This window comes from Dyadobacter sp. HNCC25DJ183 (genome assembly GCF_056895175.1).
In genome coordinates, this window is record NZ_JBXHAP010000003.1 from 392,385 (window position 1) to 404,865 (window position 12,481).

The window sequence follows — 12,481 nt, forward strand, 5'->3', positions numbered from 1 at the left end:
CTAATCTAAACTTTACACAAAATGCGTTGGCAGGATTTAGGAAGAAGTAGCAATGTTGAAGACCGCCGCGGTATGTCAGGAGGCGGCAAAGTAGCTATCGGCGGCATCGGCGCCATTATTGTGCTCGCAATCGGCCTTTTGACCGGTCAGGATCCCAGCGTGATCCTCGGTAACCTTCAAGGTAACGAGAGTGCAGAGCAGGTACAAACCCGCCCGCCAGGCCCGCGTCCTGACGACCGTACCGCCGATATGGTTTCGGCCGTATTAAAAAGTACCGAAGATGTGTGGAGCAATATATATGCTGAAAACGACGGTCAGTATGAAAAGCCGCGTCTACAGATCTTTGAAAATGCAACGCAAAGCGGCTGCGGCAGCGCGTCGTCTGCAATGGGGCCGTTTTACTGTCCTGCCGACCACAAAGTGTACATCGATCTGTCCTTTTGCGACGAGCTGAGAACGCGCTTTAAAGCACCGGGAGATTTTGCAGTAGCCTATGTAGTCGCGCATGAAGTGGGGCATCACGTGCAGAATTTAATGGGAATATCTGAGCAGCTGCAACAGCAGCGAGGCCGGATCAGCGAAGCCGAGTACAACAAACTTTCAGTTAAGCTCGAATTACAGGCGGACTTTCTTGCAGGTGTCTGGGCCAATCACGCGCAGGAAATGAGCAATATCCTCGAACCTGGTGATCTTGAATCGGCATTGAAAGCGGCAAATGCGATTGGTGACGATAAGCTGCAAAAGGAATCGCAGGGTTATGTGGTGCCCGATGCATTTACCCACGGTACCTCTGAGCAGCGGATGTACTGGTTCAAGAAAGGTTTTGAGACGGGCGACCTGAACCAGGGAAAGTACGAGAACATCAGATAAGAGCAGCTTCATTTTTCCGGATAAATCGGGTGCAAGATTTGCAGGAACCTGCTTTTGCCCATTGCATTCATTTTCAATATTGTTAATTTGCATTCAGATTTATCCGGCCCCTTTTAAATGCTCTATCAAAACATTCTTCTGATCGATGATGATGAAGATGATCAGGAAATATTCCTGAGTGCACTCGAAAATGCCGCAGACTCGGTAAAGTGTGTGGCATTCAGTAATGCTGTTCAGGCATTTGAAAAGCTGCAAAAAAACGAGCTGGACACGGATATCATCTTTCTTGACCTCAATATGCCGTTGATGAACGGGCAGGAGTTTCTTACACAGCTCAAAAAGCAGCAGGATCTAAAAGATATCCCCGTCATTATTCTGTCAACTTCTTCCAATCAAAACACGATCCAGCAGGCCAAGAAACTGGGTGCAGTTGATTTTATCACCAAGCCGCACAGCTTTGACGACCTTGTGCAGATTCTACGGAGAGTTTTGGTTTAGTAAAAAACCTGTCGCTGGCTGCATTATACCACGATAAGCTGCGCAACTCCATTTGCTTTAAGCGCTTTCTTAGTTTGTTCTTCAATCCCGCCGTCAGTAATCAGGCACGAAATGGCGGATAGCTTTGCGAATTTAATGTAGCTATCCCGACCGATTTTGGATGAATCACATAGCAAAATAGCCTGCGATGCATTTTGCAGGTAAGCTGAGGTGACGCCTGATTCGTGCTCGCTGTGGGCGGTCAGGCCATTTTCAGCAGAGATACCGTCTACACCGATGAAGCATTTGGCAGCATGGTAACCGTGTATATGCTCGATTGCCTTTTGCCCGTGTACTGCTCTGCGCTTTTTATCCAGTTCGCCACCGATCAGGTTAATGCGGATAGATGGTACGTCGATCAGCTCGGCAAGTACCGGCAGTGAATTGGTAATTACGTGAATGTTGGCTTTCTTTTTCAAATGCGTGCACATCTGGAACACTGTACTGCCGCAATCCATGAATATGGTGTCCCCGTCATTGACCAGTGTAGCTGCTTCCTGTGCAATGCGCTCTTTATCTTCATGCCGCTGTACTTTCTTGTCGGAAAAACCCGTGATCACTGCATTGTCGGGCTTCATCGCCCCACCGTGCGTCCTCACCAGCAAACCCTGTTCGGTGATTTCGTGTAAGTCGCGCCGGATGGTAGCCGGCGAAGCGGCCATTTTATCGGCCAGTTCAAACACCGACAAGCTGCCGGCTTCATACACCTCCGCCAGGATTTTCTTTTTTCTTTCCTGAATTGTCATTTGATCAAATTTTGATCAAAAGTAATCAAATGAACAGATATGTAATGATGAAATCGGCCCCTGGCTCAGGCTGTGTGAGGAGTTGTGACAGCGATTCCATTGGCTAACGGGATACTGATAAAGAAACAGGTACCTGCGCCGGGCTCGCTTTCAAACCAGATTTGTCCCTGCTGTGCCTTGATGAAATCTACACAAAGCAGCAGTCCAAGTCCCACGCCCTTTTCGTTTTTGGTGCCGTAAGTGGATTGTACATTCAGTGAAAATATGCTTTCGCTCTTTTCAGCAGACATCCCTATTCCATCGTCCTGGACCTTGATAATGCAATTGTCCTCCCTCACTTCGGAGCTGATGGTAATGGTGCCGCCGGTTTGGGTGAATTTGATCGCGTTGCCGGTGATATTGCGCACAATGATCTGCATCATATCACCGTCTGCGCAAACGATGGTTTTGGGATCAATGTAGTAGTCGAGCGTGATCCCTTTTGTAGCAGCTATATCTTTTTCGAGGCGGAGGGTTGGTTCCAGTAATGTGGCCAACTTAATTTTTTCCAACCTTGCAGAAACGCCGTAGAGCTGCGATTTCGACCAGTCCAGCAGTTTGCTCAGCATAGCGAGGGTGTTTTTGGTCGCATTAAGCAGGTCATTCTCAATTGCCAGCTTTTGACTTTCTTCCAGTTCATGCTGGGTGAGCAGTTCGAGGAAGTTCTGAATGCTGCCCAGCGGTGAGCGAAGATCGTGCGCCACGATCGACATCAGTTTGTTCTTTTCGGCATTGATCCGTTCCAGCTCCTGGTTCTGTGCGGTAATCTGCTCGTTTTGGGCCTCAATTGCTTTTGATTTTTCAACAGTGACGAGCTTTTCCCGCTCATAGCTCCGGCGGATATAGTGAATGCAGAAATAGGCGATCGCTGCTACAACCACGTAGGCCGACATATGATCGACAAACTTGGCAAACCTGCTATCGTAAGTATCAGGAACAGATCGCGGAACAGAATATTCAAAAATGCATAGCAATACGAAAACGCCTACATTGACAGGTATCCAGAACTTGTACTCGCTGCGCGGACTGATCGCAATGCTGAGCAAAAGGAAAAGCAGAAAAAAAAGGTCAGTAGGCCCATTAATACCTGCATTCAGGAAGTAATTGATTGTAAACAGGATCAGCCCGATCACGTTTGTGGCAAGGATGGTAGCAGGTGCCTGGTTTTTGAACCGCGAGAGGTAGTAAAGGCCAAAAGCCAGCAAAAGCACCACGAGGCTTGTGAGCGCCACTTCCGGCAGGCCGATAAAATAGTTAAATGGAATGTTGTAAGTAAGAGCGAAGATCGAAATCAGGCATACGGAATGGAATATGCGTGCATTCAGAGGGAATTTACTTGGCTCTCCGGAAAGTCTGGCCCAGAGTTGATACAGGTAAAGCTTAGGAGGCAAGGCGTCTTTCTTTTCGTTCTTACAAATATAAGTGAGCATAGTTGTAATACCACGTAGAACTAGTTTAAAATAATTAGCTATACGTCACACCGCGGTTATGAAATATCAGGGCTTTTTTTAGATTTCATGAAGGGTTTCAACTTATTCGTTAACCTACCCGAAAAGGATTATTATATTTGGCAGACGTTTGCATAACGATAAGCCCGTGTTGCTCTTTCTCCTGATTGCAAAATATAAATAGTTAAATATTTCCTGAACGCTTACCGGATTATAATGAAAAGAAGAGATGCTCTTAAAGATTTGTCGATGCTGCCACTTGCGGGCGGCGTAATGCTGCCTTCCCGACAGGAGCAGCCGGCAGCAAATGCCCTCAACGACGCTGCTGCCGGCAAACAGATTTACCAGTCCATCGGTGTGGAGCCGATTATAAATTGCCGCGGAACATTCACCATCATAGGCGGCTCAGTGGAGCGGCCGGAAGTGCGGGCTGCAATGGACGCAGCTGCGCAGGTTTTTGTGCAGTACGATGAACTGGCATTTGCCGCAGGAAAGCGACTCTCTGAACTGACCGGCGCAGAATGGGGGCTTGTATCCTCGGGTTGTGCAGCCGGGCTTAAACACGTAACGGTAGCCTGCGTGACAGGAGGTAACCCTGAAAAGCTGGTGAGGATACCCGACTTATCGGGTTTTGAAAAAACAGAAGTGATCGTTCCGAGATATTCGCGGAACGTTTACGACCATGCATTGCGCAATGTGGGTGTGCAGCTGGTTACTATCGACACGATCGAGGAGCTTTCGAATGCGATCAATCCCCGGACTGCGTTGATTTATTTAATGGCTTGCCCGGAATCAATGAGCGGGCCGGTTTCTCTGGAAGCGATCTCCAAAATTGCCAAACCCAAGAACATTCCGATACTGATTGATGCAGCTGCTGAGGATCTTACTATCCCAAATGTGCATTTGAAGATGGGCGCCGATGTGGTGGTTTACAGTGGTGGAAAAGCTTTGTGCGGCCCGCAGTGCGCCGGACTTGTATTAGGAAGAAAAGATTTACTGATGTCGGCCTGGCAGGCGAGCGCCCCGCACCACGGTCCGGGAAGGGATAACAAAGTGGGTCGCGAAGAAACAATGGGAATGATTGCCGCCGTGGAAGCCTGGACCAAAAGGGACCATGCAGGTGAATGGAAGCGGTGGCTGTCGTGGCTGGATAGCATTTCAAAGAAGGTATCCGCAGTCGATTCAGTGAAAACAACTGTGATTGAGCCGAAAGATCTTTCGAACAGAACACCTGTGCTTCGGGTCACCTGGGATGCTGCGAAGTTGAAGATCACGGGAGAGGAAGTTGCAGAGCTTTTCGGTCGCACCAAGCCGAGGATAGCGCTGGGCGGCGGTACCAGGAATGATGAGACTTATGTAACCATTACAACCGGCCAAATGCAGCCGGGAGATGAAAAGGTAGTAGCAGACCGTCTTGTAGAGGTTTTATCTCAAAAACGCTCTGCACCTAAAACGGAAATGGCAGCAGCCTCCGTTTCGCTCAAAGGCCACTGGGACGCAGAAATTGAATTCTTTTCAAGCAAAAGCAAGCATTCGCTGATCATTGAACAGGATGGTAACTGGCTCAATGGTTCGCACAAAGGCGAGTTCAGCGTGCGTGAGCTGCAGGGGACGGTTGAAGGAAATGAATTTAAAATGCGCAGTACCGACAGGCAGCCTGCCGATGCGATCACGTTTTTGTTTTCGGGCACTGTGAAAGACGATGTGATGACCGGCTCCATTTATATGGGTGAGTACATGACTGCTAAATTCACTGCTAAAAAGTACAAGTTTAAGTACAAGCGGGAAAAGGTGTTTATTCCGTCGGGACCACCGCTGGCTACCTGATTTTTACCGCATACAAAAAGAGCAGCACGAAGCTGCTCTTTTGCGTTTGTTATAGATGAAGTGTTAGGAAATACGTTTGACAGCCAGGTGTTTGCCTGGTTGTTATCTTAATGCCAACAAGCCCGTGAGCGGAAAATCAGGAGCGGGTTCTGCGACGGGCTGTGTGCCCGTCAGATTTTTTACAAAATCCATTGCGTCCCTGGCAAGCAGTTCTTTGATATGCTTGCCGCCCAGCTGGTCATAATACCAAAGCCAGACCATCTCCTCTGATACAATCAGGTAATGCAGCTTTTTTTCCATGTTCGTTGACGTAAATAACACTTCAAATTTATGGAATAAATCCATTGAAATGGAAATAATCCATCTAAAATTTTCAAAAAAATGGAAGTGAGTTTTTGAAATGCTCACTTCCAGCTTATTAACTTATATGTGCAAGTGTATCGCGTAGCGAAACTGCTTCATGAGACGCATCGTAAATGCATTCTCCATTTTTAACGACAAGGATCTGCGGCGATTGGTGCTGAACGCGGAAACTGTCGGCAATAGCCATCGATTCCTTCCGGTTGCTGATCACGTCCACGATATAGATAGGAGTGGAAATCTCAGGGGAAGCGCTGACATCCATTTTCAGCTGGCGATACGCCATCAGGCTTGTCATGCATCTGGGGCTGTGCTTGTAAATAATGGAATATTCGCCTGACTGGTGTATTTTCTGAACTTCTTCTTCACTATTGATTGCAATCCAATTCATAACTGATCGGTAACGTTGTTGTTGGTGACTTGCAACTTCAACACAACAAACAACCCTTTTCATTCCCGGTTACCTTAAAAAATGCATTAACAAGCTGTTTATGAATGTTTTGCCCGGATGTGAATAGTTGCTTTTTTTCATTGTAAGCCAGCTTCCTGCTGTATCTCTTGTTTTTATTTCCTTTCAGCCTGTTACCAATTTCCGGAGCCAACGTCTAAACAATAGAAAGTTAATTCATTTAAAAAATAAACTTAAAGGTTGATTTTATGCTGCTTGGATAGATGTATCTTTTAAGATCAGTCTGGCGATTTTGCGTACGTTGAGAGCGCGCAAAATGAGCCAGAAGGATCTTGCAAAAGAAATGCAATGCTCGCCGCAGTATGTGAACAAGCTGGTTCGCGGATCTGAAAATATGACGCTTGATACCATCTGTAAGCTTGAAAAGATCCTCGGTATCAAATTGATCGAGTTACCTTTTCAAGATACAGTGCAGGCAGGTTAGGCCTTCTTCTCAGTGGGGACGATGATAAAGTGGAGCAGTTCTGTGTGTCGCAGAACAGAAATGTTGGTTACATTCAAAATGTCACGATGCGTCAGCGCCCTGAAAAGTTCATTTGAATTATTTACAGGCTTGTCATTGAAAGAAACAATAATGTCACCTTCCAGAAGTTGGGAACGGGAGGCCGGGGTATTTTCTTCAATGCGGGTGACGAAAATGCCGCTCTTATTGGGAAGCTTGTAGTGCTGCCTGATTTTCTCATTCACAGGCACATCCTGTAATTGTAACCCCAGATATGCCTTGAATACCTTTCCGTCGCGGATAAGCTGGCGTGCAATTTCCTTTGCCGTATTAATGTCAACAGAAAAGCTTAGTCCCTGAGCACCCTGGATTACGGCAGTGTTTACACCTACAACTTCACCGTCTGTGTTGATCATCGGTCCACCCGAGTTACCCGGATTCAATGCGGCGTCGGATTGGATCACATTGTCAACCATCCTGCCCGATTGTGTCTGCAAAGTACGTCCCAATGCGCTGACCACGCCTGTGGTAACGGTATGCTGGTAACCATAGGGATTTCCGATCGCAATCACGAACTGGCCGATCTGTAACTGGCTTGCATCACCCAGTTTTGCTACCGAGTAACCTTCCGTGTAAATTTTCAGTATAGCCAGATCCGTGTCCGGGTCTTTCCCGATGAGCGTAGCCTCGATTTCGTTCTCATTCAGAAGACTTACCATGATCTTCTCCGCGCCTTCAACCACGTGGCTGTTGGTAAAAATAAAACCGTCGGAAGAAAATATGAAGCCAGAACCCGAGCCCGCGGCCCGCAGCTTACCATTAGTTGTTTTATAGGTATCTATTTTGACAACGGCGTTCTTGATCTGATCCACCGCGCTGATAATCATAGTTGAAAAAGTGTCCATAGCTGCTGAGTTTAGCTTTTTCTCAACACGGTCAAAAAAATGGCCAGCAGCTGAAATGTGCCAATGTGGCGGATTGCTGCTAAACAATCCGCCAAAAGGGCGCGAAAGTCTACCTTACCAGCTTAATGCTTTTTGATCCCACGACAAGGGTATAAATGCCGCGCGGCATTTTCCGCATATCCACTTCCAGGCTCCTGCTGTTTGTCACAGATTTGTAAACGGACCTTCCATTCGCATCAATCAGCTCCACATTGCCTAGTACAAGCTGAGACTTGACATTGAGCTGATCAGCAACAGGATTGGGGAATGCACTGACTGTTTCTGACCCGTCGATATGAACAGGAACTACGCGGGTATGCGCAAAATCGCCGTTTTCATCCACTTGTTTCACCCTGTAATAGTAAATGCCGGGCAGCAGAAATTCATCTTCAAACTGATACGCTGTTGTGTTCCGGGTATTACCTGCGGCGGCTACGGATTTGATGACCTCAAAAGAAGCAGCATTCGTGCTCCGTTCCACTTCAAAATGCGATGCACTAACCTCTGCCGAAGTAGCCCATTCAACCATTACCCGTCCGTTTTTGTTTGATTTTGCGGTGAAGCTCTTCCAGGTAACGGGCAGTGAGGAACCCATAACGGAAAGCTCCGGAGACAAGATTGTATTCCGGTTGCTATCGACAATTTTCAGGCGGTAAATTCCCGCTCCGACTGTCCATTGCTGGGTGGTATTTTCAATCTGATTGCAGGTGCTGAACCACTGATATTGCGAGCCTGCCTGAATAGCTGGCCCGGTGAATGTGATCTGAGAGCTCCCGAATGCGTAAGCAGCTGCTACCGCAGGGGGCGGCAAAGCAGTATAGGGTTCTGACTGATTCAGAAATTCCGGGGTTATCTTGTCAGACCAGAATCCTGCGAGATGGATCAGCCCGGAGTATACTTGTCCGTCGGGTGACATGGTTACGCCATCGCCCCTGAAATGGATCTGGTCGCCGCGGTAGTTGATATCATAATAGGGGTCTGTTTCTGGTCCGGGATACACGTGCGGGTAAGTTCCATTGTTATTGATCAGTTCATTTTGTGCATTGATCACATTCGTAGAAACCCTGCTGGCGCCTTCCACAGTAAACCTTGAAGCGCGCGCAACGATCCATGCCAGATTGTTTTTACCTGTCAGCGAGCGGCTGGCGCTGATTACCTCCCAGAGATTCGAGATGTAGCGGCTGTAAGTATTGTCACCGGGCTGTTCGAGGTAATTGTCTGTTTCGCCCTGATGCCAGAGTACCGCACGTACGCCCAGCTGCGCGATGTAGTAGTTCAATGCAATGCGCAGGTGACCGAAAGGCATACCAGCCGGAAAGGTATAGCCGAATGCGCTGACCGGCTCAGTATTCGCATTAATGGATTGCTTCCAGTTTTCTACGCCGGTACTGGACCAGCCTCCATTGAAGATCATCACAGGTACCCTGAATTTCTCGTAGATCTTATCTCCAAAGGAACCCCAGCACCAGGCATAGTTACCGAACGGGGCCGTTTTTACATTGGCGCCCAGCTGTACAAACTCGGGACAAGGCAGTTCCAGCGAGGGGTAGGGCGTAATGGTTCCTCCATTCACATTCTGATAATCCACGCTATTGACCTGATCGTGCGCAGCGCCCGGCCCGTTTGGATTGGAGTCGCCACCGGTGGCATTGGATTGTCCGGCAACAACGAACACTTCACCAACTCCCACGTGCTGCACGGTAGTTATTACAGGCTCAATGCCTGCTTTTACAGCGCGCACTTCAAGGCGGTACCAGCCGCCTTTCACAGTCATCGAACCGTAAAAGTGACCTGCTTCGATGGTATTATCAATCAATGTCCACCCGCCACCCGCAGGGGCCGCCTCGCCTTCACCGGCGATCCAGGGAATGAACCGCGCTTCAATCTGCTGAAAAGGTTTTGTAAGATACCCTCCGATATATACGCTGGCTTCATTTGCATTGCTCCTCTGGAAGACAGCCCGGTCGGCGGGAAAACTTACTACAACCTGTGCAAGGCTTGTTGTAGCGCCATGTAGAATGATAATTGATGTAACTAGTTGTAAAATTTTCTTCATAGACGAATGATTTAGTAAGGTGATTGATTGAAAACCGAATAAAATCCACACTTAAATCCCCGCACAAGACACAGCATGCCTGAATGCCGGAAACAGCATGAAGACAAGCGTAATCTGACCTGGATTGAGCGTGAACCTTGACTAATATATCAAAGTTGGAATGGAGAAATCAGCAGGTGCGACCTTAATTATTAAGCGGGGGAAATGGCTGAAATAGCGGAAATGAATTAGTTTTCAGCGTGTTATAAATAGTTTATGATTTTGTTCGAAAAATGTAGAATTGTTTTTCTTGTCCTAGTTCAATGTTTTGACCTGCCTCCATACGGTAGCTTTGTATCATCAAAATCAAAAACGGATTTAAACAACGAAGCAAATGGAAAATACAATCAACGGGATACATCACATTACGGCCATTGCAAGTGATGCTAAAAAGAACTACGATTTTTACACCCGTATACTGGGATTGAGAATGGTTAAAAAAACGGTCAATTTCGATGATCCTAATACTTACCACTTTTACTATGGCGACGAGAATGGTACGCCCGGAACAATCCTGACATTTTTCCCCTGGGGAAGTCAGATCCCTGCCGGAAGAAGAGGTACGCGGCAGGTGACTGAAATCGGATATGCTGTTCCCGAAGGGAGCCTCGATTTCTGGTTGAAAAGGTTTGAAGCGAATGGGGTTACTTACAACAAGGTTTCGGAGAAATTCGGCGAGCAGTATCTTACCTTCCTCGATCCTGACGGTTTGAAATTTGAACTGACAGTTCCTGCGAAAGCGGATCTTAGAAAACCTTGGGAAACCAATGAGGTAACTGGCGAGCATGCAACCCGCGGTTTTCACCATATCACGATTACGAGCAATAAAATTGAAGAAACGGCCAAAATCCTGACTGACATTTTCGGGTACCGTTTGCTTGAACAAAGTGTAAACAGATACCGGTTTATCACCGATGCGGTTGAGAATGCGGCGCTTGTTGACCTGGTAGAAGTGCCCGGCGAAAGAGCGGGGCACGTGGCCGGAGGATCGGTGCACCACGTTGCGTTCAGGGTTGCAAACGATGATATCTTAATGGAGTTCCGGAAAAAAGTAATGGAAGCCGGTCATCAGATCACGGATAAGATCGACAGAAATTACTTCTATTCACTTTACTTCCGTGAGCCGGGTGGGGTATTATTCGAGATCGCAAGTGACAATCCGGGATTTGCAACCGACGAAACCGTTGCAGAACTAGGCACAGGCTTAATGCTTCCGCCACAATATGAACCAAGAAGAGCTAAAATTGAAGCTGTTCTTCCAAAACTTAACTGATATGTACACGCATCAAATGGACGTCGTGACGGACGGGGTGCCCGTTTCAGAAGCGAAAAAAGCAATTATCATGCTGCACGGCCGGGGCGGCTCAGCCGAGAACATTATCTCGCTCAGGCGCCAGCTGAAACTGGACGATATGGCGATTTTCGCACCGCAGGCTACTAATAACAGCTGGTATCCTTACAGTTTTATGGCGCCTGTATCGCAAAACCAGCCTGCACTGGATTCTGCTTTGGAAACAATTGCGGGTGTAGTGGCTATGATCGAGAGCAATGGGATCAGTCCGGAAAACATTTACTTCGCCGGCTTTTCACAGGGTGCTTGTCTGAGTCTGGAATATGTGGCGCGGAATGCAAAAAGGTACGGCGGTGTCATCGCGCTGACTGGCGGACTGGTAGGAGAGGAGCTCATGGAAGACAATTATCAGGGTGATTTTGCAGGTACTCCCGTCTTCATTTCCACCGGCGACCCCGATCCCCACGTTCCTGTTTCGAGGGTAAAAGAGAGTATCGCAGTGTTGGAGAGGCTCAATGCGTTCGTGACTTTCATGGTTTATCCCGGCAGACCGCACACGATCCTGGCTGGGGAATTCAAGCTGGCCAACGAACATGTTTTATCCTGAGTAATATTCTTATTTTATAACTGAAAACCCGGCTTTTGATGTAAAAGCCGGGTTTTTCGTATTTAAAGGGCATAATATAATATCTTGCCGCCAAATGGATCATCAGAAATATGTTTGAACAAATCAACCAATATGCATTACGGTGCATGCAGTTTTCACCCGGAGATCTTGAACTGTTTGACTCACTTCTTCAACATAAGAAATTCGCGAAGAAAACTTTTCTGTTGCTGGAAGGTGAAGTTTGCCAGTTTGAAGCATTTATCCTGAAAGGCTGCATCCGGACTTACTACATAGACAGTACCGGCGCGGAAGTAACGCTGCAATTTGCGATTGAAGACTGGTGGGTAAGTGATATTACCAGCTTCCAGAACCAGACGCCCAGCCACATGTATATAGAAACGCTGGAAGATTGTGAGGTGCTGCTTTTAACCCCTGAGAACAAGGAAAAGCTGCTGGCCAGCGTGCCAGGCTTCGAACGAATGTTCAGATTGATGGTACAGCGCAACCTGGCGCAAACGCAGGAGCGGCTTTTCAGGACCATATCCACCAGCGCGGTAGAAAAGTACCTGGATTTCCTTAACCGTTACCCCACCATTCCCCAACGTGTTGCCCAGCATTATATCGCCTCTTACCTGGGCTTTTCACCGGAATTCCTGAGTAAAGTACGCCGTAAGCTGAGTGCTCAATAAATGCCTGTACAAATTGGTAACACCCTTTGCATATATACGGCGCAAAAAGCTCCACAAACAAGCTTTGAAATGTTCTTTTGAGCAGCTTTATGGCTATGGAATGATTGTTTCGCCTCC

13 protein-coding genes are annotated in these 12,481 nt (G+C 47.5%); 7 read left to right on the forward strand and 6 right to left on the reverse strand.

What is annotated here, in order from left to right; translation table 11 throughout:
- Positions 1-21: 21 nt before the first annotated feature.
- Together ypfJ and AC1XTG_RS09100 are read left to right on the forward strand one after the other, a co-directional pair.
- Complete coding sequence (gene ypfJ / locus AC1XTG_RS09095) at positions 22-870, forward strand: KPN_02809 family neutral zinc metallopeptidase (RefSeq protein ID WP_056289514.1); 849 nt, start codon at positions 22-24, stop codon at positions 868-870.
- A 117-nt stretch (positions 871-987) separates the two neighbouring features.
- The gene (locus tag AC1XTG_RS09100) at positions 988-1,368 is read left to right on the forward strand and encodes a response regulator (RefSeq protein ID WP_056289511.1); all 381 of its coding nucleotides are present in this window, start codon (positions 988-990) and stop codon (positions 1,366-1,368) included.
- Between the two features lie 23 nt (positions 1,369-1,391).
- Here AC1XTG_RS09100 and AC1XTG_RS09105 read toward each other — a convergent pair whose 3' ends face one another.
- Together AC1XTG_RS09105 and AC1XTG_RS09110 are read right to left on the reverse strand one after the other, a co-directional pair.
- Complete coding sequence (locus AC1XTG_RS09105) at positions 1,392-2,153, reverse strand: DeoR/GlpR family DNA-binding transcription regulator (protein WP_484841735.1); 762 nt, start codon at positions 2,151-2,153, stop codon at positions 1,392-1,394.
- Positions 2,154-2,218: 65 nt separating this feature from the next.
- Positions 2,219-3,622, reverse strand: coding sequence for a sensor histidine kinase (locus AC1XTG_RS09110; RefSeq protein ID WP_484841736.1), 1,404 nt, complete (start codon positions 3,620-3,622; stop codon positions 2,219-2,221).
- Positions 3,623-3,856: 234 nt separating this feature from the next.
- Between AC1XTG_RS09110 and AC1XTG_RS09115 the strand changes: the two genes are divergently transcribed.
- Positions 3,857-5,467 (forward strand): aminotransferase class V-fold PLP-dependent enzyme, encoded by a 1,611-nt coding sequence (locus AC1XTG_RS09115; RefSeq protein ID WP_484841737.1) that lies wholly within the window; start codon positions 3,857-3,859, stop codon positions 5,465-5,467.
- A gap of 102 nt (positions 5,468-5,569) precedes the next feature.
- On the opposite strand, the gene AC1XTG_RS09120 is transcribed toward AC1XTG_RS09115, so the two are convergent.
- Positions 5,570-5,767 carry a hypothetical protein gene (locus tag AC1XTG_RS09120; RefSeq protein ID WP_484841738.1) on the reverse strand — a complete coding sequence of 66 codons (198 nt, stop codon included), beginning with the start codon at positions 5,765-5,767 and terminating at the stop codon, positions 5,570-5,572.
- A gap of 118 nt (positions 5,768-5,885) precedes the next feature.
- Positions 5,886-6,218, reverse strand: coding sequence for a bacillithiol system redox-active protein YtxJ (gene ytxJ / locus AC1XTG_RS09125; protein WP_056289495.1), 333 nt, complete (start codon positions 6,216-6,218; stop codon positions 5,886-5,888).
- A gap of 319 nt (positions 6,219-6,537) precedes the next feature.
- Between ytxJ and AC1XTG_RS09130 the strand changes: the two genes are divergently transcribed.
- Complete coding sequence (locus tag AC1XTG_RS09130) at positions 6,538-6,720, forward strand: helix-turn-helix transcriptional regulator (protein WP_484841963.1); 183 nt, start codon at positions 6,538-6,540, stop codon at positions 6,718-6,720.
- On the opposite strand, the gene AC1XTG_RS09135 is transcribed toward AC1XTG_RS09130, so the two are convergent.
- Both AC1XTG_RS09135 and AC1XTG_RS09140 read right to left on the reverse strand, forming a co-directional pair.
- Positions 6,717-7,643, reverse strand: coding sequence for a S1C family serine protease (locus AC1XTG_RS09135; RefSeq protein WP_056289478.1), 927 nt, complete (start codon positions 7,641-7,643; stop codon positions 6,717-6,719). The genes AC1XTG_RS09130 and AC1XTG_RS09135 overlap by 4 nt on opposite strands.
- A 109-nt stretch (positions 7,644-7,752) precedes the next feature.
- Positions 7,753-9,738, reverse strand: coding sequence for a T9SS type A sorting domain-containing protein (locus AC1XTG_RS09140; protein ID WP_484841739.1), 1,986 nt, complete (start codon positions 9,736-9,738; stop codon positions 7,753-7,755).
- A gap of 373 nt (positions 9,739-10,111) precedes the next feature.
- Here AC1XTG_RS09140 and AC1XTG_RS09145 point away from each other — a divergent pair, with 373 nt between their 5' ends.
- The 3 genes from AC1XTG_RS09145 (at position 10,112) to AC1XTG_RS09155 (ending at position 12,364) form a co-directional block, all read left to right on the forward strand.
- Positions 10,112-11,050 carry a ring-cleaving dioxygenase gene (locus AC1XTG_RS09145; protein WP_056289474.1) on the forward strand — a complete coding sequence of 313 codons (939 nt, stop codon included), beginning with the start codon at positions 10,112-10,114 and terminating at the stop codon, positions 11,048-11,050.
- A gap of 1 nt (position 11,051) precedes the next feature.
- Positions 11,052-11,675: an alpha/beta hydrolase gene (locus AC1XTG_RS09150; RefSeq protein ID WP_056289471.1), complete on the forward strand. Its 624-nt coding sequence runs from the start codon at positions 11,052-11,054 to the stop codon at positions 11,673-11,675.
- Positions 11,676-11,785: 110 nt separating this feature from the next.
- Positions 11,786-12,364 (forward strand): Crp/Fnr family transcriptional regulator, encoded by a 579-nt coding sequence (locus tag AC1XTG_RS09155; RefSeq protein WP_056289469.1) that lies wholly within the window; start codon positions 11,786-11,788, stop codon positions 12,362-12,364.
- Positions 12,365-12,481 lie beyond the last annotated feature (117 nt).

Bases quoted from the DNA above. Each gene is read 5' to 3' on its own strand.
- ypfJ (WP_056289514.1), top strand. From the start codon at position 22: ATGCGTTGGCAGGATTTAGGAAGAAGTAGCAATGTTGAAGACCGCCGC.
- AC1XTG_RS09100 (WP_056289511.1), top strand. From the start codon at position 988: ATGCTCTATCAAAACATTCTTCTGATCGATGATGATGAAGATGATCAG.
- AC1XTG_RS09105 (WP_484841735.1), bottom strand. From the start codon at position 2,153: ATGACAATTCAGGAAAGAAAAAAGAAAATCCTGGCGGAGGTGTATGAA.
- AC1XTG_RS09110 (WP_484841736.1), bottom strand. From the start codon at position 3,622: ATGCTCACTTATATTTGTAAGAACGAAAAGAAAGACGCCTTGCCTCCT.
- AC1XTG_RS09115 (WP_484841737.1), top strand. From the start codon at position 3,857: ATGAAAAGAAGAGATGCTCTTAAAGATTTGTCGATGCTGCCACTTGCG.
- AC1XTG_RS09120 (WP_484841738.1), bottom strand. From the start codon at position 5,767: ATGGAAAAAAAGCTGCATTACCTGATTGTATCAGAGGAGATGGTCTGG.
- ytxJ (WP_056289495.1), bottom strand. From the start codon at position 6,218: ATGAATTGGATTGCAATCAATAGTGAAGAAGAAGTTCAGAAAATACAC.
- AC1XTG_RS09135 (WP_056289478.1), bottom strand. From the start codon at position 7,643: ATGGACACTTTTTCAACTATGATTATCAGCGCGGTGGATCAGATCAAG.
- AC1XTG_RS09140 (WP_484841739.1), bottom strand. From the start codon at position 9,738: ATGAAGAAAATTTTACAACTAGTTACATCAATTATCATTCTACATGGC.
- AC1XTG_RS09145 (WP_056289474.1), top strand. From the start codon at position 10,112: ATGGAAAATACAATCAACGGGATACATCACATTACGGCCATTGCAAGT.
- AC1XTG_RS09150 (WP_056289471.1), top strand. From the start codon at position 11,052: ATGTACACGCATCAAATGGACGTCGTGACGGACGGGGTGCCCGTTTCA.
- AC1XTG_RS09155 (WP_056289469.1), top strand. From the start codon at position 11,786: ATGTTTGAACAAATCAACCAATATGCATTACGGTGCATGCAGTTTTCA.